21 protein-coding genes are annotated in these 23,946 nt (G+C 46.1%); 10 read left to right on the top strand and 11 right to left on the bottom strand.

The features are described from left to right. Positions 1 to 23: 23 nt before the first annotated feature. Positions 24 to 1,115, bottom strand: coding sequence for an LCP family protein (locus tag C1A02_RS07345; RefSeq protein WP_101697574.1), 1,092 nt, complete (start codon positions 1,113 to 1,115; stop codon positions 24 to 26). Between the two features lie 189 nt (positions 1,116 to 1,304). Between C1A02_RS07345 and C1A02_RS13850 the strand changes: the two genes are divergently transcribed. Then, complete coding sequence (locus C1A02_RS13850; protein WP_279385504.1) at positions 1,305 to 1,427, top strand: hypothetical protein; 123 nt, start codon at positions 1,305 to 1,307, stop codon at positions 1,425 to 1,427. A gap of 111 nt (positions 1,428 to 1,538) precedes the next feature. Then, a complete protein-coding gene (locus tag C1A02_RS07340; RefSeq protein WP_101697573.1) occupies positions 1,539 to 2,978 on the top strand; it encodes an NAD(P)/FAD-dependent oxidoreductase in 1,440 nt (479 codons plus the stop codon). Positions 2,979 to 3,207: 229 nt separating this feature from the next. On the opposite strand, the gene C1A02_RS07335 is transcribed toward C1A02_RS07340, so the two are convergent. Next, the gene (locus C1A02_RS07335; protein WP_164997164.1) at positions 3,208 to 3,630 is read right to left on the bottom strand and encodes a metal-dependent transcriptional regulator; all 423 of its coding nucleotides are present in this window, start codon (positions 3,628 to 3,630) and stop codon (positions 3,208 to 3,210) included. Positions 3,631 to 4,513: 883 nt separating this feature from the next. Between C1A02_RS07335 and C1A02_RS07325 the strand changes: the two genes are divergently transcribed. Beyond that, on the top strand, positions 4,514 to 5,449 hold the full coding sequence (locus C1A02_RS07325) for a LysR family transcriptional regulator (protein WP_101697570.1): 936 nt from the start codon (positions 4,514 to 4,516) through the stop codon (positions 5,447 to 5,449). Between the two features lie 94 nt (positions 5,450 to 5,543). Continuing rightward, positions 5,544 to 6,683 (top strand): 5-methyltetrahydropteroyltriglutamate--homocysteine S-methyltransferase, encoded by a 1,140-nt coding sequence (locus tag C1A02_RS07320; protein ID WP_101697569.1) that lies wholly within the window; start codon positions 5,544 to 5,546, stop codon positions 6,681 to 6,683. Between the two features lie 166 nt (positions 6,684 to 6,849). On the opposite strand, the gene C1A02_RS07315 is transcribed toward C1A02_RS07320, so the two are convergent. The 9 genes from C1A02_RS07315 to C1A02_RS07275 form a co-directional block, all read right to left on the bottom strand. Beyond that, the gene (locus tag C1A02_RS07315) at positions 6,850 to 7,875 is read right to left on the bottom strand and encodes a LacI family DNA-binding transcriptional regulator (protein ID WP_101697568.1); all 1,026 of its coding nucleotides are present in this window, start codon (positions 7,873 to 7,875) and stop codon (positions 6,850 to 6,852) included. A gap of 732 nt (positions 7,876 to 8,607) precedes the next feature. Next, on the bottom strand, positions 8,608 to 9,750 hold the full coding sequence (locus C1A02_RS07310; protein WP_101697567.1) for a glycerate kinase family protein: 1,143 nt from the start codon (positions 9,748 to 9,750) through the stop codon (positions 8,608 to 8,610). An 88-nt stretch (positions 9,751 to 9,838) separates the two neighbouring features. Then, positions 9,839 to 10,720 (bottom strand): 2-hydroxy-3-oxopropionate reductase, encoded by an 882-nt coding sequence (gene garR, locus C1A02_RS07305; RefSeq protein WP_101697566.1) that lies wholly within the window; start codon positions 10,718 to 10,720, stop codon positions 9,839 to 9,841. Between the two features lie 59 nt (positions 10,721 to 10,779). Beyond that, complete coding sequence (locus C1A02_RS07300; RefSeq protein WP_101697565.1) at positions 10,780 to 11,721, bottom strand: transketolase family protein; 942 nt, start codon at positions 11,719 to 11,721, stop codon at positions 10,780 to 10,782. A gap of 5 nt (positions 11,722 to 11,726) precedes the next feature. Then, positions 11,727 to 12,593 carry a transketolase gene (locus C1A02_RS07295; protein ID WP_101697564.1) on the bottom strand — a complete coding sequence of 289 codons (867 nt, stop codon included), beginning with the start codon at positions 12,591 to 12,593 and terminating at the stop codon, positions 11,727 to 11,729. Positions 12,594 to 12,616: 23 nt separating this feature from the next. Further along, positions 12,617 to 13,423: a sugar phosphate isomerase/epimerase family protein gene (locus tag C1A02_RS07290; protein ID WP_101697563.1), complete on the bottom strand. Its 807-nt coding sequence runs from the start codon at positions 13,421 to 13,423 to the stop codon at positions 12,617 to 12,619. Continuing rightward, positions 13,420 to 14,484, bottom strand: a complete 1,065-nt coding sequence (locus C1A02_RS07285; RefSeq protein ID WP_101697562.1) for a zinc-dependent alcohol dehydrogenase — start codon at positions 14,482 to 14,484, stop codon at positions 13,420 to 13,422. The genes C1A02_RS07290 and C1A02_RS07285 overlap by 4 nt, the downstream gene beginning before the upstream one ends. A 103-nt stretch (positions 14,485 to 14,587) precedes the next feature. Continuing rightward, on the bottom strand, positions 14,588 to 15,289 hold the full coding sequence (locus C1A02_RS07280; protein ID WP_101697561.1) for a FadR/GntR family transcriptional regulator: 702 nt from the start codon (positions 15,287 to 15,289) through the stop codon (positions 14,588 to 14,590). Between the two features lie 144 nt (positions 15,290 to 15,433). Beyond that, positions 15,434 to 16,249, bottom strand: coding sequence for an SDR family NAD(P)-dependent oxidoreductase (locus C1A02_RS07275; RefSeq protein ID WP_101697560.1), 816 nt, complete (start codon positions 16,247 to 16,249; stop codon positions 15,434 to 15,436). Positions 16,250 to 16,665: 416 nt separating this feature from the next. On the opposite strand from C1A02_RS07275, the gene C1A02_RS07270 reads away from it, so the two are divergent. The 6 genes from C1A02_RS07270 (at position 16,666) to C1A02_RS07245 (ending at position 23,907) form a co-directional block, all read left to right on the top strand. Beyond that, complete coding sequence (locus C1A02_RS07270) at positions 16,666 to 18,204, top strand: sugar ABC transporter ATP-binding protein (protein ID WP_101697559.1); 1,539 nt, start codon at positions 16,666 to 16,668, stop codon at positions 18,202 to 18,204. Next, a complete protein-coding gene (locus C1A02_RS07265; protein WP_101697558.1) occupies positions 18,205 to 19,212 on the top strand; it encodes an ABC transporter permease in 1,008 nt (335 codons plus the stop codon). It abuts the gene before it with no gap. A 124-nt stretch (positions 19,213 to 19,336) separates the two neighbouring features. Further along, positions 19,337 to 20,326: a substrate-binding domain-containing protein gene (locus C1A02_RS07260; protein ID WP_207204885.1), complete on the top strand. Its 990-nt coding sequence runs from the start codon at positions 19,337 to 19,339 to the stop codon at positions 20,324 to 20,326. 48 nt (positions 20,327 to 20,374) lie between these two features. After that, on the top strand, positions 20,375 to 21,073 hold the full coding sequence (locus C1A02_RS07255) for a cyclase family protein (protein WP_243577952.1): 699 nt from the start codon (positions 20,375 to 20,377) through the stop codon (positions 21,071 to 21,073). 453 nt (positions 21,074 to 21,526) lie between these two features. Next, positions 21,527 to 22,903 (top strand): sigma-54 interaction domain-containing protein, encoded by a 1,377-nt coding sequence (locus C1A02_RS07250; protein ID WP_101697556.1) that lies wholly within the window; start codon positions 21,527 to 21,529, stop codon positions 22,901 to 22,903. Positions 22,904 to 23,148: 245 nt separating this feature from the next. Further along, entirely contained in the window at positions 23,149 to 23,907 is a 759-nt protein-coding gene (locus tag C1A02_RS07245; RefSeq protein WP_207204884.1) for a CoA transferase subunit A, read from the top strand. Positions 23,908 to 23,946 lie beyond the last annotated feature (39 nt).

The following is a 23,946-nucleotide window of genomic DNA, read 5'->3' as shown; positions in this document are numbered from 1 at the left end:
GCGAAAGGGCTTTTTGAATCATTTTATTGCATTGTCTGGTCTTTCCCATAAAGAAACTCACGCAGTTCTTTGCTGTTTCCTTCCAAGTCCGGCACCAACACCTTCGCCCCTGAAATATCCCGATCCTCATACATTCCGCCTTGCGGGATATGCATAGTTTCAATCGGATAATTCATCAGGCCGATTGCATTGGCAGCCAGCCCCAGCATTTCCCCGTCGGTCAGGTTGGTGGTCACATATCCCATGTAATCGTGCAGCAATGACGAAAGTTCAATGGGATTTTTGGTCTTTAGCTTGTCCACCATGCAGCCAACGACTTTTCGCTGCCGGTTGGTGCGCGCAAAATCACTGTCAATCATCCGGATTCTGGAATAATACAGCGCCAGTGTTCCGCGCATGTGATTTTTTCCTGCGCTCATCTGCGCATCCATCACCCGGTTCATCTCGTCAGCCTCAGGCTGACTGACATTGACTTCAATGCCACCCATTTTATCAATAATTTCAGCAAAGCTGTCTACATCAATGGTCACAAACTGATCGATATTAACCCGAAAATTATTTTCTATAGTCTGCATGGCAAGCGCTGCGCCGCCATTGCTATAAGCCGCATTCAGCCTGGTTTTTCCAACGGTGGGAATTTCTACATACAAATCTCGAAGAAAAGAAGTCAGCTTAATGACTTTGTTTTTGTTATCAATTGACACCAGCATCATTGTGTCAGACCGCTGCAATCCGTCTTTCTCACGATCCGTGCCCAAAAGCAAAATGTTCGTGACCTTCTTGTCCGACATCACATCCCACTGGGGGGCATCTGACGGCTGCTGAATATAACTGTCCGCATTTGTGGTGTCCCGATTAATTTGTGAAAGTAACGAGCTGGCATAGACAAAAATACCTGCACCCAGTAAAAACAGCAGACACAAAGCCAATGTTAATGCCTTTTTGCCCTTTTTCTTCTTTTTTGTCCTGCGTCGTTTGGCAGGGCTCGAAGAACTGGAGACCTCCCGTTCACTGCTGCTGTACAGATCCCGATCAATATAATTATACCGGTCTATTTCCCCGCTTGGCGGACGGTTAGAGCCACGGCCGCGGCGGTAATCATCTTTTTTTGCCATACTATACTCCTGTTCTGCTTCCCTGCCTGTTATTGAAACTAATTCTATTGCAAATAAAAACGCTTGTCAAGCATCGGGGCCTACCCCTCCCCCTTCTCTCTGCTTCTGAATCATTTGTTTACAGCACGGTAACATATTTTCTCTTTGTTTTGTGTACAATAAAATAGGTTATGAACAGGAGGCGCTATTATGCCGGACAAGAAAAAGAAAAAAGAAAAAGTAAGTAACCACACATTAATTGTGCGCATTGTAGCTTTGGTTTGCGCTGTTTTAATGGCTGGTTCTGTTTTGACCGCCGCGTTCTACCTGTAACGCCGATCATTTTTCTTTATTCTGGGTGCATGTGTGCCATGAAGCAAAACTTGCCGGATTTCTCCGTCAGGTTCTTTTTTGTTGTGTGATTTTGATTTGGGAGGTCAACTGATGTTTGAGTATGACGTAATTATTGTCGGCGCAGGTCCTGCTGGAATTTTCGCGGCACTGGAACTGGAAAAAGTCGCCCCCCGAGCACGAATTCTGATGTTAGACAGCGGCAGCACCATTCAGCGGCGCGCCTGCCCCGCCAGAACCCGGGGAATTTGTGCCCATTGCCAGCCCTGTCACATTATGAACGGCTGGGCGGGTGCCGGAGCCTTTTCCGACGGCAAGCTGTCGCTTTCTTATGAAGTGGGCGGAAATGTTACGGATTATCTTCCCACAGAAGAAGTGCAGCAGCTGATTGAGTATGCCGATCAGCTGTATCTGCATTTTGGCGCACCGGAAACCGTGTATGGTTTGAGCGATAAATTTGCTGAAAAAATCGCTTATGATGCCAGAAAAAACAATATTCAGCTGATCCCCTGTCCCGTGCGCCATATGGGGACGGAATATTCCTTTCAGGTGCTCAGCCAGATGTATGAGTATCTGAGCGCAAAAGAAACCTTTACTTTTTTAGAGTATACCTCTGCGGAACGTATCCAAACCGAAAACGGAAAAGCCACCGGAGTTTGGACGCGGAACAAAAAAGGGGAGCAGAAATGCTACACCGCCCCTTATATCATTGTGGCTCCCGGGAGAGGCGGAGCCGATTGGCTGAACCGAATCGCACAGGAAAATCAGATTTCCACCACCAACAATGCCGTGGACATCGGCGTGCGGGTAGAAGTTCCCAACGCGGTGATGGATCCCCTGACCAAACACTTATACGAAGCCAAACTGGTCTATTATTCCGACACCTTTGAAAACAAGGTACGCACCTTTTGCATGAACCCCGGCGGAATTGTCAGTGAAGAACATTACGATGGCGGTGTGGGCAACAGCGGAATTGCCGTGGTAAACGGACACAGCTATGCCGATGAAGAGAAGCGAACCGATAATACCAATTTTGCCATGCTGGTTTCCACGCACTTTACAGAACCCTTCCGCCAGCCCATTGAGTATGGACGCTATATCGCCCAGCTGGGCAATATGCTGACCGGGGGAGGAATTATGGTGCAGCGCTTGGGCGATCTTCTGTTGGGGCGCCGCACCGATCTATCCCGGCTCAAACGCTCCACCACCATTCCCACTTTAAAAAACGCAGTGCCCGGCGATTTGTCTTTCGTTCTTCCCCATCGCCATTTGACCAGCGTGGTGGAAGGCTTGCGAGCCTTTGATAAAATTGCCCCCGGACTTTACTCTAAAAACACATTACTGTATGGTGTTGAAGTCAAATTCTATTCCTCGAAGGTAAAAGTGAAAAACAACTTTGAAACCTCTGTGGATCATCTTTATGCCATCGGTGACGGCGCGGGCATTACACGCGGACTGATGCAGGCCTCTGTCACCGGGGTGGTCGTGGCAAGGGATATCGGCCAAAAACTCAATTCGGGGATATCTGATTAGACAATGTTGGGATTCCTGTGAATCTGCATTTGTTCTCTTTTGCACACAGTTTTTGTTTGGCGTTTGTTTCATTCTTTTTATGTGACACCTGACAAATGAATGTTGATACTGTTGTTCCAACCAAAAAAGGTTCTGCGAATTTAACTTTTCGCAGAACCTTTTGACTCTTGATTTGCAGAAGCAAACTTCTTTTAAAAAAAGCTTTTCAGCTTTGTTACACTAAGAGGATTTAACCAGAAACACAATGCATTCCCTTGTGGCACCCCACCCGGCACGAAGCCTGTTTTCCCTGGTTCACCAGCCGGCACAGGGCACATAAGGTATCGTAGCTAATCAGATGCTCAATTTCACTGGCGTCAGATGCCGCCGTTGCCGGGCTTACCCCCAGCTCATCCAATAAAAATTGTTGCAAAATCGCAAATTTATCATATGCCATAACTGCCTCTCGCTCTCCGGCAGAAGTTAGATAAATCAGGCGCTCTGCATCCCGAGTGACTAAATCATGCTTTTGCAGCTTTTGCACCGCCAGGCAGACGCTGGATTTGGAAACGTTTAATTTTGCTGCGATATCCGACACCCGCACGCCCTTGCCTGTGGCAGAAAGCTCGTACGTCATCTTCAAATAATTCTGCAAAGAAGATGTCAAATTCATTGTTTTCCTCCTTTCACTAAAAAACAAAGCGATTCTTATGCTTTTGGGGATTTGATAAAATATCATGAAATTACATGACAAAACGATTGGTAAAACAGCAAATGGAAATTGGCGGGAAAAAGCTTTCTAAGGTTCCTTCTCCTTCCCGTCGTGCAGAAAAAGAGGTATCCTTCCATTTTTCTGCACGAACCCCAACCGCCTCACATGTCTTTATTTTTTGTAGAATAAAAAGATGTTTGCCAAGAACAGTACGTTATTCTTTTGGGTTAGAAAAATCTCTCCTTTCGCTAAGTTAGCTAAGTCTAACTACCGGGTAAAAGATAAGGTGAAATTCAGCATCTGAATATCACCCTGCCATCAAAACATTCTTCCGATTCCAGTTTGGCACAATACTGCTTCGGGATCACAGAACGATCGCTCCCACAACAAACCAGTGAAGCTTTTAAGATAAAAGCCAACAGCTTCGTTATTGTTAGCGCCACTAAAAATCCGGCTGTGCCAGCCAAGCCAAACTTTGAGCTTGACTGATATAATGTCTTTAGTATAAAAGAAGCCAGTCCGGTTGTCAAGGTAATCCGAACGCGAAAGCCGGAAAGAACCACAAATAAACCGTTTCGCACCTGTTCAAACACAAAAGAAACAGAACGAAACAGAAGAAGCCTTTCCCTTTTGCTGGTCAAATCAAAACAAAACATTCCTCAAAAGGTTTGCCGTTTGAGATTATAATTGTGGTATAATAACCTCACACCGCAGCCGCAATCGCATTACAAAAGTGAAAATTGCTTTCTGCTGCTGCATTCGTTTATTTCAAATCGTTTTAATGAACTGGTTTTTTCTTTGAGAATCGGTATACAATCCACCCAATGAAAGTGAGGGAATTGCCATGACGCTGCAGCAATTAAAATATATTATCGAAATCGTAAACTGCGGCTCAATTAATGAAGCCGCCAAACGGCTATACATTACCCAACCAAGCCTTTCCAGTGCCGTAAAGGAACTGGAAACCGAAATGGGAATTGAACTGTTTTTGCGAACACCAAAGGGAATTACCCTGACTTCGAATGGAGCGGAATTTTTAGGATATGCCCGCCAGGTGGTGGAACAAGCCGGCCTGCTGGAACAACGATATCTAAACAAAAAACCAGCCCGTCAACTTTGCTCTATTTCCACCCAACATTATGCCTTTGCGGTGAATGCCTTTGTAAATCTGATTCAAAAAAGCGGTGCCGAAGAGTATAAATTCACGCTGAGGGAGACCAGAACCTATGAAATCATTGAGGACGTGAAAACACTGCGCAGCGAAATCGGAATTCTGTATCAGAATCCCTTTAACCGAAAGGTGATTGAAAAGCTGCTGCGCGAAAATCGTTTGGATTTTCATCCTCTTTTTACAGCAAAGCCTCATATTTTTGTCAACATTTTAAATCCGCTGGCAAAAAAAGAATCTGTCACATTGGAGGACTTGCAAGAATACCCCTATCTTTCTTTTGAACAGGGGGAATTTAATTCTTTTTATTTTTCAGAAGAAATTTTAAGTACGGTATTTCACAAAAAAAGCATTCAAGTCAGCGACCGGGCCACTTTATTTAACCTGTTAATTGGCCTGAACGGCTATACCATTTCCACCGGTATTGTCAGCGCCGATTTAAACGGCGACAACATCATTTCAGTTCCACTTTTAGTGGATGACCATATTCAGGTGGGGTGGATCTCCAATCATCAAATTCAGCTAAGCAAACAGGCTGAAGCTTATCTGACAGAGCTTCAAAATGTATTGTGTGAATACGGTTTGGATCTAGAAGATCAAGATATAGGGTAAAGCTATATCTAACTATAAAATCTATATGTTACCCTATATACACTTCTTCGTGTTATACTGAGAAAAATTTCGAGAACAGCAAGGAGAATCCGGTATGGGAACATTGTTTAAGAACACAGGGAAAAGAACAACCGCTCCGTTCCGCTATGATGTAGTTGGCAGCTTTTTGCGCCCGGATGCCTTGAAAGAGGCAAGGGAAAAGTTTGCATCCGGCAGCATTACAAGAGAAGAATTGACTCAGATAGAGGATACAGAAATCAAAAAACTGGTGGCAAAACAAAAAGAAGTCGGATTAAAAGCGGTTACCGACGGCGAATTCCGCCGCAGCTATTGGCATCTGGATTTCTTCTGGGGATTTGACGGGGTAAAGCACGTCATTCTGGATCGCGGCTATCAGTTTCACGGTGAAGAAACCCGGGCAGATTCCGCACGGCTTTGCGGGAAATTCAGTTTTTCGGGTCATCCGTTCCTGGCGCATTACCGCTTTTTGAAAGAAATTGCCGGAGACAACGTCATTGCCCGGCAGACTATTCCGGCCCCTGCCCAATTGTATGCAGAGCTGGTTCGCGGTGAAAATCAAAAGGCTGTTGAAGAGTATTATCCGAATCAGGAAGAACTGTTCCGCGATATTTCTTCCGCTTATCGTCAGGCGATTTTGGCTTTTTATGAGCTGGGCTGCCGTAACATTCAGTTGGACGACTGCACCTGGGGAATGCTTTGCGATAAAAACTTCTGGACAACAATGGCCGGAGAAGGATATGATGTTCAGGCACTGCAAGACCTGTATCTTCGCCTGAATAACGATGCAATTGCAGATCTTCCCTCCGATTTAACCGTTACCACCCATGTGTGCCGTGGAAATTATCACTCCACTTGGGCTACTTCGGGCGGGTATGATCCCGTTGCCAAAACCCTTTTGGGAAAAGAAAACGTATCTGCCTATTACTTGGAATACGATACCGATCGTGCCGGTGATTTTGCTCCGCTAAAAGAGGTTTCCGGCGATAAGCTGGTGGTATTAGGTTTGGTATCTTCCAAAACAGGTGAATTGGAAGATGAAAATCAAATCATTGCCCGAATTCAAGAAGCCACACAATATGTGCCGGCAGATCGCTTGTGCCTGAGCCCGCAGTGCGGCTTTGCTTCTACCGAAGAGGGCAACATTCTGACCGAAGAGCAGCAATGGCAAAAGCTGATTTTTATTCGGAATATTGCAGAAAAAGTCTGGGGATAAAAGATATCTTGGGCACTGAGTTTCAACACATTTTTACATCGCGCGCGATGATTGTCAAATTCTTTTAAAACACCAATGTTTACATCGACTCTTTACAATATATGCAACAACCCTTATGAAAAAAGAGCAGGCCGGACCAAAATCCGGAATGCTCTTTTTTCCTTTTTCAGTCCAGCTTAACAGCACTTTTTCTTTCAATCACTTCAGGCTCGATATAAACACTGGAACCCGACTGTTGATTCCTGAGTTCCTGAAGAAGGTTTTGAGCAGCCATGGTACCGATCCGCTCAGACGGAACCCGAACGGTCGTCAGCATTGGGCTGCACATTTGGGCATAAATACAATCATCGAACCCCACAATAGAGAAATCTTCCGGAACCCGAATTCTATGTTCCGCCAACCCGGCAAGCAGCCCAACTCCCACCGAATCGTTCATCGCCATAGCAGCTGTGTAATCTTTTCCGCTTGCAATGATTCGGTTGGCCAAAGTAACGCCAGCCTTAAATTCCGTTTCCTCTTCGCAAATATAACAGTCTTCTTCCACATTTTTGCCCCGAAGAGCTTCATAGGCAAATTTAAATCCTGCCAAACGGATGCGGCGGGTTTCGCGATCTACCGGCCCCGACACAAACGCAATGTTGGTATGTCCCAGACGAATTAAGTAATCCGTAGCCATTCGCGCCCCGGAAAAATAATCAAAATACACCCCCGGGAACGTACAACCCCCAATATGATGATCCACCACCATTATTTTTGTATTTAAAATTCGTCTTAAATGTTGCAGCTTCTTTTCCAAAAAATCATCCATGCTGTCTGCCGCAACAATCACACCTGCCACCATTTTTCCTTGCAGGCTTTCGACTAAATGACGCGTGTTTTCTTCATGAATTTCGGTCAGGTACAACAGCATGCTATAACCGGAGCCATGAAGGGTTGTTTCAATTCCTTTCACCAAAGAAGCGTAAAACGAGTTTTGAACAGAGGGCAAAATTACCGCAATTTCATTCCCTTTATTGATTTTCAGTCCACGCGCCAGCATATTGGGAACATAACCACATTCCTGAGCCACATCCATAATCAATTTACGGGTTTCCAGCCGAACCGGATAGCTGCTGCCGCTCAGCACACGAGAAACGGTGGCGATGGACAGACCACACTTTTGAGCAATATCGCGGATTGTAACTTTGGACATTCCTTCACCTCATCATTTCTATTTTGATTGGAATAACAGAAAGCACAACATAGAAAACGTTTACTATTAATAAAAGTAAAAACTACTTTTTTTATAAACTCATTTGTACCCCGAACTTTGATAAACAGCATTGGTAATTTGCCTCCAAATTTTTAAAAAATCAAAAACCTTGTATCTTATTCCTGTTTCTGGCCTAAAAGCACAGTAAAACCTTCCATAAAATCAAATATCCCTCATTTAGGAATTGATTTCTAAAATAAAATATAAAGTTTAGATCGGTTCATCATTCGCATAATGCACAAATTTTATAAAGCTTTTTCACAGAAAGCGTTTACTATCAATATCAGTATAATTCCAAGTACAAATTTCTGTCAATCAATCTTTTTCATAAAATAGAACCCATTCCCTTATGGAACATGCTATGTGTTTCCCTTTTTTGGAAAAGCCCGAAACAAGCAGCCGAAACATCACAGATGCACTCTACAAAGTCGTACAAAGGCTTCTTGCTGCTGAACCTTACCCCAAAGAATAAAAGGATCTCAAAAACGGTTGTTTTTGAGATCCTTTTTGTGGGAAAGCCAGCATCAGCAAGCCGCTGAAATTTTAAATACCGTGCACTTTATTCAAACACTTTGCCGAAAAAAATCATCACTTTCTAAACGCTTCCCCAGCAAAAGGCATCTCTCACCAGATGTTAGCACTCCAAGTTTGGTGTTTCATCCGCTTCAGATACTATAAGCGGAGCATTATATTACCGGTTAAAAGACGCAGAATAGTATCCATGGTCAGCTCCAGGTCACTTTCAGAACGCAACTTTGCCTGTGAGAACGGAACTGCAACGCGATTGATACTGAACACTGCCTGAACACCCTGCTCATAAATCGCTTCCATTTGATCGCCAATGTCACCGACCACCGCAATCACCGGTACATTTTTCTCTTTGGCCCGCCGGGCTACTCCGCTGATGACCTTTCCACGCAAAGACTGTGTATCCAGCTTTCCTTCCCCGGTGAACACCAACTGAGCTTCTTGCAGTAGCGTGTCAAAATGCACGGTATCCAGCACTGTTTCGATCCCCATCTGAAGGTGGCCGTTGAAAAAAGCCACCATGCCGCCCCCCATGCCGCCCGCTGCTCCGGCTCCCGGCAAACACTCAATATCCACCTTCAAATCCCGGCGGATTACCGCTGCCAGATGTGCCAAATTTTGATCCAGCCGCTCTACCATTTCGGGATCCGCCCCCTTTTGCGGGGCAAATACATAAGCCGCCCCCTGCGGACCGCAGAATGGATTGTCAATGTCGCACATCACTGTCAAATCCACTGATTTCATCTGTGGGTCAAGCTGACTGATATCAATAGAACCGATATTGCAAAGGGTTTCGCCCACCGGAAGAAACGGGCGCCCCTGTTTGTCTTTAAACTGAACACCCAAAGCGGCTGCCGCTCCGGTTCCGCCGTCGTTGGTGGCGCTGCCGCCCAACCCAAGAATAATTTTGCGGCACCCGCTATCAACGACATGCTTTAAAATCTGTCCGACACCAAATGTACTGGTTTTTTCCGCGCGTTTATTCTCCCCCACCAAAGGAAGTCCGGCGGCGGCGGCCATTTCTACAACCGCGGTTTTATCCGGGAGGATGCCGTAAAACCCGGTAATCGGCTCACCATAAGGCCCGGTCACCGGCAGCTCATGCTTTTCTCCCCCGGCTGCGGCCAAAAACGAATCTACTGTTCCCTCGCCGCCATCGGCAACCGGAATGGAAACCACCTGCGCTTGAGGCAGATGAATTCGAATTGCTTTTTCCATGATTTCGCATACCTTTGCAGAGGACATGGTTCCCTTAAAGGAATCCGGAATCAAAAGAATCTTTTTCATGGAATCCTCCCTTCCTCATTCTGGATGAAAAGAAGCCGGCATCGCCTTTCGCCGGCTTTCTTTATTCTGCCGGGTATTCTGCGCTGAATCAGCGAATGGTGGAACCGGTCAGCTTTTCATAATATTTTGAAATCGCGCTGTGATCTTCCTGTCCCAATCCATCGGCACGCAGATTTATCATCATTTCCATCACCGCCGCAGTCAGCGGCAAGGGCGAACCCACGGTATGGCCGGTTTCAATGGCATTGTTCAGATCCTTAATGTGCAGATCAATTTTAAAACCGGGCTGATAGTTTCCGGAAAGCATCATCGGTGCCTTTGCATTCATGACAGTAGAACCCGCAAGGCCGCCCTGAATGGCGTCAAATACCAAATTGGGATCCACACCCGATTTTTTCGCCAGCATCAATGCTTCGGAAAGCGCCGCAATATTGGCCGCCACAATAACCTGGTTTGCCAGTTTGGTGGTGTTGCCTGCCCCCACTTTTCCGCAGTAAACCGCACTGGAACCCATCGTTAACAGGATATCTTTAACGCGTTCAAACAAATCTTTATCGCCGCCCACCATAATGGACAAAGTGCCGTCCACCGCTTTGGGTTCGCCGCCGGATACCGGAGCATCTAACATTTTTACCCTTTTCTCTGCACAGGCCTTTGCAATCTCTTGCGATGCCTGCGGAGCGATGGAGCTCATGTCGATTAAAATCATTCCTTCTTTAGCGCCTTCCAGCACACCGTTTTCCCCCAGCACCACGGTTTTGACATGGGGAGAATTCGGCAGCATGGTGATTACCAGGCCGCATTCCTTTGCCACTTCTGCCGGGGAACTTGCTTCTTTGGCACCAAATTCCAAAACAGAATCCACATGACTTTGTACAATGTCAAACACAAGAATTTCATGCCCGGCTTTCAAAAGATTCTTTACCATTGGTTTGCCCATAATTCCCAGTCCGATAAATCCGATTTTCATATTTCATTCCTCCATCTGTTATTGTAACGTGTTACACGTAAGATTTCCAGAGAATGGATCTATAAAATTGATTCGTTTCGCAAAGCATCTGCCTTTTGGATAATATGTTCTTTTGTCAGTCCGTAATGTTCCATCAGTTCCTGCGCACTGTGAGCGGATTGGCCAAAGCAGTCTTCCACCGCCACATAATCCATGGGAATGCTGGATTGACGCAAGGCCAAAGCGATTTGAGAAGCAAGTCCGCCAAGATAGCTATGCTCTTCAGCAGTGATAACTGCCTTTGCCCCTTGCACCAGCTGCAATACACCTTCATAATTAAAAGGTTTCATCGTGGAAACCGAAACGACCTTCACGCTAACGTTCTTTTTCTCCAGTTCCTCTGCGGCTTTCATCGAAACATCCACCATGCTGCCATGAGCAAACAGAACCAGATCAGCGCCTTCACGCAATACACGCATCTTGCCGATTTCCAGTTCCCCTTCGGGAATATAATCCGGCAGGTTATTTCGCACCACACGAATGTAAACCGGCCCCGGAATCTTTGCCGCCGCGCACACAGCCTGACGCGTTTCTTCCGCGTCACAAGGCGTGAGCACCGTCATATTCGGGATTGCGCTCATAATCGCCACATCTTCAATGGCTTGATGGGTGGAACCGTCGCCAAAGTCAGACAAGCCGGAGGATGAACCGCAGATTTTTACATTCAGCTTGCCAATGCAGATTGTCTGGCGAATCTGATCATAAGCGCGTCCCGATGCAAACACGGCAAAGGTGCTGGCAAAGGCGATTTTTCCGGAAAGTGCCAGTCCCGCAGCAGTGGAAAGCATATTCTGCTCGGCAATTCCCATTTCAAAATACCGTTCGGGAAACGCCTGCTGGAACAGGTTTGACATTGTGGATTTCCCCAAATCCGCCTCTAAAGCGACCACATTGGGATTCTGCCTGCCCAGTTCTACCAATTCTTCTCCATACGCAACGCGCTGGCTTTGTGTTTTACTCATTTTTGTCACCTCACTGTTCCCGTTGTTTCATTCAGCGAATCCAGCACCGCCTGAATTTCTGCTAAAGCAATCTGATACTGTTCCCGATTCAGCGCTCCGTTATGGAAGCTGACATTATTTTCTGCAAAGGACACACCTTTCCCTTTGATGGTCTGCGCCAAAAGAACGGTTGGCTTTCCTTTTACAGAATCCGCCTCTTCCAATGCGGCCAAAATCTCCGGCACATTGTGACCATCCAGCACGATCACATGCCAGCCAAAACTTTCCCATTTTTCTTTTAACGGATTGGTATTAAAACGTTCTGAAACTGCACCAGTCGCCTGCAGGCGGTTTTGATCCACAATTCCCACAATATTGTCAATTTTAAAATTGCTGGCGGCCATCGCCGCTTCCCAAATCTGGCCTTCTGCCATTTCGCCGTCGCCCATAATGCAGTAAACCTGATTGTCTTTTTGATCCAATCGCAGCGCCAGCGCAATGCCGTTCGCAATGGAAAGCCCCTGACCAAGCGATCCGGTGTTTGCTTCAACACCCGGGGTCTTTGTGACATCCGGATGTCCCTGTAACATAGAGCCCAGTGATTTTAGGGTCAAAAGCTCTTCCCGGGGGAAAAATCCCAGTTCTGCCAAGGCTGCATACTGGGCGATGCACGCGTGGCCCTTACTGTACAAAAAGCGATCGCGGCCTTCCCATTTGGGATTTTGTGGATCCAGCTTCATCCGGTGACCATAAAGGGCAGCCACAATATCCGCACTGGAGCAGGAACCGCCCAAATGGCCCACATGGCCTTCATCCCCAATCATAAGAACCACATCCTTGCGGATTTGAGCAGCAAACTTTTTGATTTTTCGTTCCGTTTCCTGATTGATCATACGTTATCCCTCCATTATTACGGTTATAAGAAGCTATCTTGTAACAATTTTAAGGCAAGCGGGGCACAGCGCTCAAAATCTTTTGTATAAGCTTCCACGCTGATGCGGCTGTGATACTTGACCGCTTTCAAAGCATCCAGAAAGGGTTGATAGTTATCTTCGTGCAGCTGCTCCGGATAGCGCCGCCCATGACTGCATGCAAAATGCACATGGCGCAGATATTCCTCCCCTTGAAGCAAAAGATTCTGCACCGGTTCTTGTTCTTCCGACAAATGGTAAAAATCCACAAGAACACGAATATTCTCATATTCCTTTCCCACGTCTTGCGCAAGCCGGCAGCCCTGTGCAAAGGTATTGATCAGATTGCATTCCGCCTTTCGCAGCGGCTCAATTACAATGGTGATGCCATGCTTTTGGGCAATGGGAGAAAGATGGCGCAGCAGCGTTACAACCTGCTGATACCCCTCTTCCATTGAAAATCCATCCGGCACATTTTTTGCGCCACCGCTGCCAAACACCACAATTTTTGCCCCCAGTGATTCTGCACGGCTCAAAGCACGCTCCGCATACTCCAAAATGGCTGGCAAATCCACATTCTCACCGGTCAGGCGTGCGGTTTTTGGGAAAAAGTTATTGCAGGTTTCACAGGGAATTCCGCTTTTTTTTAGCTTTTCGAAAAAAGTTTGGAACTCTTTTTCAGGCAAAGCCATCATTTCCGCCAGGGGAAGTTCCACATAGTCATATCCAAATCCGGCCAAACGCTCCACAAATTCAATTCCGGTTCCATCCGGCTGTGTGGCTATCATATTAACACAGCATCCAATTTTCATATGTCGGCGCCCCCTCTGGGCGGTTCGCCCTCTTTCATGGTGGGGTCAAGAATAATTTTAATGTATTGATCCGGATACTCTATCAAACGCTGAATTGCCTCAGGCCCCTCTTCCAGCGGAACAATCTGAGAAATAAGCGCCGAAGTTTCCATTTTTTCAGTTCCCATTAGCCCGACTACCTCTCCGAATTCTTCGTGCGTATAGTTAAAGGAACCGATCACCCGCCGCGCAGAGCAGACAATTTCCTGCATATTAATCTGCATTTCCTTTTGGGACATCCCGACCCAAACGGCGGTTCCTCCGATTTTCAGCGCACGGATGGACTGGTTGGCAGTTGCTTCTACCCCCACCGCTTCAAAGGAAGTATCAATCATTTCTCCATCAGTGCAGTCCGAAACTGCCTGTAAGTACTCTTCTTTGCCGGGGTTGATTGTCACGTGGGCTCCCAGCCGTTTCGCAGTTTTCAGTCTGGCATCACTGAGATCACAAACAATGATTTTCTTTGGCTGCTGCAAACGAACCACCTGTAAAATGCACAGTCCAATGGTTCCCGCACCGACAATCATAACATTCTGGCCTTTTAGTGCTCCTGCTTTTTTCACGCAGCCATACGCCACCGCATAAGGCTCTGTCAAAGCGCCCTGCTCGTAAGAGAGTGTCGGCGGAAGCGGATATAAAAGCTTTTCCGGCACGGCCACATATTCCGCCATGGCTCCGTCTACAGTTAAAACACCAAAAAACTTTTTGTTCAGGCACATATTGGTCAAGCCTTGACGGCAGTTGACACAGGTGCCGCAGAAATGTATCGGCTGAACAATGACTCCATCGCCAACCCTAACAGATGTAACCCCAGTTCCCAACCCCGCCACCTCGGCAGAAAATTCATGCCCCATGGTCACCGGTGCAATTCTTCTTCCGGTTAACCCCAGGGAGCCATGTACATCACTGCCGCAGATGCCGCATGCGCGCACCTTTAATAACACTTCGTTTGCTTGGGGGGTGGGGGTTGGCTGCTCCTGCATCTTCATGATGCCGGGGCCCAGATAACGCAAAGCCCTCATAATAACCCCTCCTTTCTTTCCTGATTCAGTACTGTTTCGTAAATTAAATGTTTATTGTAGGATGATAGATATCATACAAGTTAAAGCCATTTTTTGCGCATTATCATTCGGATAATGCGCTGGTTGCTTTAAAATTTTTTAAAGCAATCTCCACATGCTCTCTCATAACCGTTTTGGCCATATCGTAATTGTGGATTTTAATGGCTTCTAACAGAAGATTATGATACTTTAGGCCGCTGTCTTCACCAATTGTGCGGGTGACATTCTGAATGGCTGCTTCTAACACATCTGTGAGCAAACCCATGAGATGAATGACAAGAGAATTTCCTGAAATCTCAGCTAAAATCATATGAAAATGAAAATCTTCTTTGGTATAGGCGTTAATATCCCCACGAATATCAGTCATTCGTTTCAGGCTTTGTGAAAGGCGTTCAATGTCCGCATCCGTGGCCTTTCTGGCGGCAATACCGGCAACCTCAACCTCCATAATCACACGAAATTCAAAGATTTCTTCCACCGAAGAAGCACCCAGATACATGGCGGGAATCATCTCATTCATATAGTGGCCGGGGGTGAATTCACGCACGAAAGAACCTTCGCCCAGCCGGGTTTCAAGCAGACCCAAAACCGTTAGCTTCTGAAGCGCCTGCCGCACCGTAATTCGACTGACACCGAACGCCGCACACAGTTCGTTTTCAGACGGCAGCTTTTGCCCCGGTGTCCACGTTCCATCCAGCAGCTGCTGCTTTAATTGATTAAATACCTGTTCGCTGATATTGGTCTTTTTAATTGCCTGTAAAGCCAAAACCGTCACCCCTATTATCAATTGCTTTATTGCAATTATACTTTTGGATCTATTGTGATTAAGTTGTCATACAATTATACAGCTAAATATTCTTTAAGTCAATATACGCTGATTTTGGGGTGAGTAAAACAGTGACGTTCCCAACTAATATTTTGTGTCATAATGCCAGGGCTTGCCGCCGGCCAGACAACCGCCATCGACCACATACAGCTGGCCGCTCATATAGGCAGATGCATCAGATGCCAGCAAAATAACCATCCCCAGCAAATCCTGAGGGGTACCCGACCGCTCCATCGCAATTCTTTGCAAAAGGAACGAAGAGCGTTCCGGATCATTCCACAGCGGAGCCGTTAGCGGAGTGCTGATATGCCCTGGTGCCAATGCATTGGAACGAATGCCATATTGGGCCCATTCAATGGCCTGTGCACGCATCATTGCCGCCACACCACTTTTCGACGCACCGTAAACGCCGCAGCCGCCCAGCATCATAACGGCATTGTACGATGCCACGTTGATAATACTGCCTGTTTTAACAGCCATCATCTGTTTGGCAACCTCTTGACTTAGAAAAAAGGCCCCCTTTAAATTGACACCCATAATTCTGTCATAGGTTTCTTCATCTGCGTCCAGGCAGCCATCTCTTTTATTGATTCCCGCACAATTAATCAAGACATCGATTTTGCCAAACTTCTCAACAACGGCCTGTACACACTGTTTTATGGAATCCATCTTCAACAGATCCAGTGAAAAACACTCCGCTGAATCCCCTTGCGCAGCAATTTCAGCTTTTACGGCTGCCAATCCTGTTTCGTCCCGGTCGCACAAGGCCATATCCGCGCCAATCTCTGCCAGCCCTTTGGCAAGCTCACTGCCAATTCCTCCGGCCGCTCCCGTCAAAAGAATCACCTTGTCCTCCAGCGAAAACAGCTTTGCCAACTTCTCTTTCACTTTTTGAGACATGATTACCCCCCTTATCTGTTTCCAACACCAACAACATGATGTATGATGTATTACAAGCTACAAGTGAATTATACAAACATCACATCTTTCTGTCAATATAAAATTAAAATTTTAAGCATTTTTCTATTGATTTATAAACTATAAAAAATCAACAATTTACTATAGCAAAATCGATTAAACCGATATTTTTCTGACATTATAAATTAAAATTATGATGCGAAATATGAAAAATTAACTAGAAACATCCCTGATTTTTACAAAAATTTATATTTTTTATCCGTTTTCTATTGACAGCAAAATAGTGAGAGAATATAATAGGCGCATAATATGTTGTAATACAGATATACAAGACATCGGTTTTCACACCGTATTTTACGGAAAAAATACATAACAGATTGCAAGCGGGGGGGGCTTATATGGCAACAGATACCACTTTGCTGGTTGCAAAAGGAATCACCAAACATTTTCCCGGGGTTCTTGCCTTATCAAATGTGGATTTTGAATGTGAAAAGGGAGAAGTTCATGCGTTGATGGGAGAAAACGGTGCCGGAAAATCTACCTTGTCTAAAATAATTGCCGGGGTATATCCCCCGAACGAAGGAACGATTTCTCTGGATGGACAACCAGTTCATTTCCAAAACACAAAGCAGGCGATCGCCAGCGGAATTTCACTGGTGTCACAGGAATTTAACCTTCTTCCCCATTTGTCAGTATCAGAAAATGTATTTCTAACCGACGATTCTTACTATCATCAAAGGCTGAGCATCAGCAACCGAAAAAAAATGGTGGCGGATTCTCGCAAGCTTTTGGCCGATTTTGGGATGGAAGAATTCATCGATCCTTACCAAAAGGTAGAAAGTCTTTCGGTGGCTCAAAAACAAATTGTTGAAATCATTAAAGCAGTTTCTACCAAAGCAAAACTGGTGATACTGGATGAACCCACTGCAACACTTTCTAACAAAGAAGTCAGCAGTCTGTTCCGTGTCATTCGTCAGCTCAAGGCAGACGGAATGAGTTTTATCATGGTTTCTCACCGGATCAACGAGGTTTATGAAATTTCGGACCGAATTACTGTTTTACGGGATGGCCGTCTGATATTATTGGGGGCAAAAACGGCAGAATTAGACCAGAATGACTTGATCAAAAATATGGTCGGCCGTGAAATTAACGACTTGTATTGCTGCGGAACCTATCAAAAACAAGACTTGACGAATCAGCCCGTTGTCATGGAAGTTCGGAACATGACCGACAAGCGCCAATATGTGAAAAACGTCTCTTTTGATTTACGCAAGGGAGAAATCCTTGGAATTGCAGGCTTGGTAGGTGCGGGCCGAACCGAACTGATTCGGTGTGTCTTTGGCATTGACCCCCGTTTTTCCGGCACAGTAACGGTTATGGGGAAAACAGTTCCCCCCAACAGTATTTTTTCCAGTATGCGTCATTGCATGGGATTTGTTCCCGATGACCGGCATCAAGTGCTTTTGCAGCAGGTCAGTGTTGTAAAAAACATCTGCCTTGCCCACCATGTACTGAGTCCCGGATTATTCATCAATAAAAATAAAGAAGACAAGCAGGCCGAAGAACAGGTGAAAAAACTGTACATAAAAATTGCGAATCTGGATCACCTGGTCTGCAATCTGAGCGGCGGCAACCAACAGAAGGTTCTGCTGGGCAAATGGCTGATGCTCAATCCAAAAATCCTGTTTGTAGATGAACCCACCCGCGGAATTGACATTGCCGCAAAATGTGAAATCTATTCCATCATGAAACAATTGGCTGCCTCCGGTATTTCTATCGTTATGGTTTCTTCTGAAATCCCGGAAATTTTAGGTGTATGCGATCGCACCCTGATTATGAGGGACGGTCAGCTCACCGCGAATCTGGATATTGAGGATACCACCGAAGAAAAAATCGGTTACTATGCGACACTTGGAACTGTTGAGGAGGCGGTCTAAATGAACCCAAAAGATCGAAATGCCCCACCACGGCTGCTGCGTACTTATAAAGATTATAAAACAGAGATTTCGATGTTAGGGATTTTCATCATCAGTTTTCTCATTATGAATTTTTTATCCCCCTATTTCGCTACATCGAAGAACATGATGAATGTCATGACGCAAATTTCTACGAACTCGCTGATTTCCATCGGCATGACCTTGGTCATTTTAACCGGAGGGATCGATCTTTCGGTGGGTGCTGTTCTTGGAATTTCTGCCATGTCGGCAGGGATTGTACTCAAATCCACCGGCAGCATCGCGCTTGGCGTTATAGCAGCACTGATAGTGGGTTTGTCCGTCGGCCTTGTCAACGGATACCTGATAGGATACCTGAATATGCCGGCGTTCATTGTCACCTTGGGTATGATGCAGATTTGCAGAAGCCTTACCTATGTGATATCAGACGGCAACACGGCCAGTAATTTCCCCCAAGGATTTTCTCTGTTGGGCAAAGGAAAGTTATTTGGCAACCTGCCGATGTATATTCTTTTGATTCTGCTTTTGTATATTCTTTTTCTATTTATCATGTCAAAAACCAAGTTTGGACGCTTTATTTATGCCACCGGATCCAATCCGGAAGCCGCGCGCCTGTCCGGCATCAATATTAAATTTCACACAATGATGACCTATGTAATTTCAGGGCTTTTATCTGCGACAGCAGGCCTTGTTATGATTTCACGCATGATGGCCGTAGACCCCACCTATGGCAAGGATGCCGAAATGGACGCCATTGCTGCAGTGGTCATTGGCGGCACCAGCATGATGGGCGGTAAAGGATCTTTGTGGGGAACTTTAATCGGCGTTCTTCTGGTCGGATTTTTGCGCAATGCACTGAATCTGGCAGGGATTAACCCCTTCTGGCAGGGCAGTGCTGTCGGTGCCGTAATTATTTTTGCAGTTTTAATGGAGCGTCTTTCCAACAAAAGAGTTTCTCGAAAAAAGAGCAAGTCACAACCCGGTAAATAAAGATTTTGAAAATTCCCTTCTTCTGTATTTTAAAAGAAAAATACTTACTGTCTGCAGTTTTCAAAGGAACCTCAGCCCGGCTGATTTCCTTTGAAAATTTAGCAATAGATTTAGGAGGATATGTATGAAAAAGTTCGCATCAGTTCTACTGTCCGCGATGATGATCGCATCTGTTTTTACCGGCTGCGGTGGCAGCCAGCCCAACAGCACAGACCCGCAAAACAGTGAGACTCAGGCTACGGCAAAGAAAATTGCATATCTCACCCCATCCATGGATGTGCCATTCTGGCGCTACATAGCCAATGGCATTGAAAGCACCGCACAAGAAAACTCGCTGGAAGTTCAGGTATATGATTCGAAAGACAGTGCCGAAACACAGCTGAAAAATGCACAGGATGCCGTTGTAAAGCAAGTTGACGCCATTGTCATTTCTCCTGTAGACAGCGCTTCTTGCCCCACCGTTTTGTCTTTGGCAGAAGAAAATCAAATTCCGGTGGTTATCTGTGACATTGGCACCAACTCGGGCACCTATGCTTCGTTTATTTCTACCGATAATGAAAAAGGCGCTAAGGTAATCGGCGATTATCTGGCCGAATTGCTTCAGGATGGCGATAAAGTTGCCCAGATCACCCTGAACCAGGCCAGAATTAACGGTCAGCTTCGCAAAAAAGGCTTTGAAGAAGGAATCGCCGCCAAAAATCTGGCACAGGTTGGCTTTAAACAAATGGAAAAAGTAAATCGTCAGGAAGGCGAAACCTTTGCTCAGGATCTGATTACTGCCAACCCTGAACTGAAAGGCTTGTTTGTTCACGCAGAAGATCCCACCATGGGCGCCGTGACCGCAGCTGCTTCTGCAAACCGCAGCGACCTGAAGATTGTCGGATTCGATTGCTCCCCCGAAATGCTGCAAGGCATTGAGGCTGGAACAGTAGCGGCAACCTCAGCTCAGCAGCCGATTTTGATGGGTAAAACTTCTGTGGAACAGGTTGTAAAAATTCTGAATGGTGAAACCCCCGAACAAGAAATCAAAATGGATACCCTTTTGATTACAAAAGATAACCTGAAAGAACTGGAAAACAGCATTTTATATGAAACTGTTTTGACCAAGGATTAATTTTTTCACTGTTACAATCTCTGTCTCACGGAAAGGAGGAAAATCCTTTTGCTGCAAATTAAAAAGGTTTTTGATTTGTCCCAACCGGTTTATGACAAATGCCCCGGCTGGCAAACATACGAAATGACCAGCATGCGGTATGAGGCCATTTATCCCAAAGACGGCTTTAACGCAGAAAGAATCAGCATGAATGCTCACACCGGCACCCACTTGGATGCTCCGTTCCACTTTAACCCCGAAGGAATTACTATCGATCAAATTCCGGTGGAGCGCTTTCAAGGTCAAGCGGTTCTGGTCAATCTGGATGGAAAAACACAGGACAAAGAGGGAATCAGCGCTGAGCATTTAAAGCCCTATGAGAATTTGATTGAGAAGGATTCGATTGTGGTTCTTTACACTGGCTGGTGCCGTTTGCGCGGCTTTACCGAACGGTATTATCATGACTGGCCCTATTTGTCACAAGATGGTGCCCAGTGGCTGCGTGACAAACAGGTAAAAGGCGTGGGAATCGATGCTCTTAGCATGGGCGGCTGGTACGAAGGCACCGGAAGGCCCTGCCACGAAACGCTTCTTCCGGCTGGCATCTGGCTTTTAGAAGAACTGGATATCCCTTCGGAGCTGCTGGAATATCAAACCTTTTATCTAAGCGCATACCCCATCAAGCTGCAGGGATTTTCCGGTGCACCGGCCCGTGCGGTGGGAATGATACTAGAAAATCGGCCCCTCAAGAGCGATGCTTTTCCATGAACAAAATGAATGAATATCCCCTATTCTTTCATCTTTCCCTTGTAATCAAACACCCTTCGGAAGAGCATGTTTTCTTTTAATTTAAAAGCACCGCTCTTGTTTTATAGCAGTCTTTGTTCTCGTCAAACACGGCTGCATAAATCGCAGCAAAACACCTCCAATCAAAAATTGGAGGTGTTTTGTTTTTTATTCCAAAGAACAAAAACAGATCGTTCCCTCTGCTGTTGTAACTGGATATCTTTAGGATTGCAAATTATTCTCTTCCATGATACATTGTTTGAAAGAAGGTCAATGTATCAAATCAGGACACACAGTGTCCCAATTGTGAAACAGTGTCCCAACTTTATGAACATACAATCCCCGTATTATGGGGGTTAAGCAGATGGCATCAAAATTGCTGATCATTAATGGTAGCGAGAAAATATTCAGACTTCGTTCAGGAGGTGTTACGTTATGAAGTCAAAATTCATTTCCGGCTCAGATATCACACTGGATGAGCGCATCTATGCGATGCTAAACACTCCGTTTGAAGGGGTTCTGGCCATCGACACAGACTGCCGTATTTTCTTTGTGAATCAGTTCTTTCAAGACTTCTTTCAAATGACTGAGCAAGAGATGCTTGGCAAGGATATCCGCGTTTTTCTGCCAAAGTGCCTTCTTCCCGAAACACTGGGCCGCGGCTATTCAGAATGGGGAGATACGCTTGTCGCAAAAGGGAAAGAATCTCTTGTGGCACGTTTTCCCATCAAAAAAGACGGTATTGTCATCGGAGCATTGGTAAAGACGATCTTTCCGGATATGGTGGTCGGAAAAAGTATTGCTGAAAAATTAGGTAGCCCGGTTAAGGTGTCGCCCAGTACAACGCCGATTCATTTATACACCTGTATGGATCTGGTGGGAGAAACAGAGTCTATGCTCTATGTAAAAAAATTAGCTCGCCGCGCCTCCCGCACCAATTCAACGGTTTTGATTTCTGGGGAAAGCGGAACCGGAAAAGAAGTGGTGGCTCAGGCCATTCACACCCGATCCGTTCGGCGGGATGCCCCATTTATCAGTGTGAACTGCGGTGCCATCCCCACAAATCTGATTGAGGCGGAACTCTTCGGCTATGTTTCCGGCGCTTTTACCGGTGCTCTGCGAGGCGGAAATCCCGGTAAATTTGAGTTGGCAAACGGCGGAACAATCCTTCTGGATGAAATTGGAGATATGCCGCTGGACGTACAGGTTAAACTGCTTCGTGTTCTGCAAGAAAGAGAAGTTTGGCGCATCGGAGCACGCGCCCCCGTTACATTGGATGTTCGGGTCATTGCTTCTACCAACCGGGATCTGCGAGAAATGATTCGGCAGGGCACCTTTCGGGAAGATCTGTATTACCGCATCAATATTCTGGCCATTAACATTCCTCCCCTGCGTGAGCGGAAAGCCGACTTACAGGACTTGGTTCGTTTTCTGCTGCGCCGCATCAACGCCCGCATCGGCTCACACGCCGAGCGTGTCACACCAGAAGCTATGGCGGAATTTATGGGATACGACTGGCCCGGCAACGTTCGGGAACTGGAGAACATATTGGAACAGGCGGTTAACTGGAGCGAAGGCGAACTGGTCAGCCTTGAAAAGGTCCCCAATAAACCGTGGGAAGGGTGCCCCTCGATACCACCAGAGGACACGATAGAACAACCCTATTATCATGATGCGATGACAGAGAAGGAAAAACAGCTGATTCTGGATGCTCTGGCGCGAAACAACGGAAACCGTGTTCATACTGCATTGGATTTGGGAATTTCCCGTTCTGTGCTCTATCGCAAGATGGACAAATATAAAATTAAATAATTTAGAAAAACAGGGAGCCCAAACCGCATGGGTTCCCTGTTTTTTTATGCTTCAAAAGTGTCCTGTTTCAGGACACTGTCCTCTTCACAGTGTCTCTTTCGGACAGTGTTTTCACAAATCACATGGTAAAAAGCCCTGTATTCCTGCAATTTTCAGTTGGCACGCAACTTGCTACTATAATAAAGCAACTGATGGCCATCAGTCCAACTAGCCCGATGCGGAACATCATAAAGGAGGGACTAACATTGTCTAAACTTGGAAATAAAGTCATGAGTATTGACGAGGCACTTGCCCCGATTCCCCAGAAGGGTGCAAAAATCTTAATGGGTGGTTTCGTGGGAGCATCTGAACCCACCTGCTGCATTGAGTGGCTGATCAAAAATCAGATTTCTGAGATCACCCTCATTACCAACGAGCCCGGCCTAAGCGGTTTTGGGCGCGCTATGCTTTACAAAAACGGACTTGTTCGCGAGATTATCTCTTCTCACGTTGGCACCACAGAGGAATCTACCATTGAATACCTCAAAGACTCTTTGAAAGTGGAGCAGTACTATCCCATGGGTACACTTGCAGAAAAGGTTCGCGCAGGTGCAATGGGATTAGGCGGCGCTTTGGTGCCTGTCGGCGTGGGAATTCTGAATGAACCCGGGCTCTTCCCGGATCTTGCCGAACCGAAGCAGGTTATTAACGTCAATGGTATGGATTGCTTTGTCGAGCCGGCCATCCGCGCCCCCTATTCCATCATCAAAGCTTGGCGTGCAGACGAAATCGGCAATCTGGAATTCCGTTACACCGGACTCAACTGCAATGCCATTTATGGAATGGCAGGCGATTACACCATCGCCGAGGTCGAGGAAATCGTCCCCGTGGGCACCATTCCGCCCGAGCGCGTAGGGTGCGCGGCGCCGTTTGTCAATGCCGTGGTCAAGGGACTGAGCCTTGAAGAACATAATGAAATCTATCGCCAGCACTGGCTTAAAATCGGAAAATTAAAAGCCGAGTGAGCAATGAAAAATTGCTACAGTTTATAAAGGAGGCATTAT

Source organism: Clostridium minihomine (genome assembly GCF_900240385.1).
In the GTDB taxonomy this organism is placed as follows: domain Bacteria; phylum Bacillota; class Clostridia; order Oscillospirales; family Acutalibacteraceae; genus Faecalispora; species Faecalispora minihomine.
The sequence above is the reverse complement of the archived record's forward strand: the minus strand, read 5'-3'. Positions and strand labels throughout refer to the sequence as shown.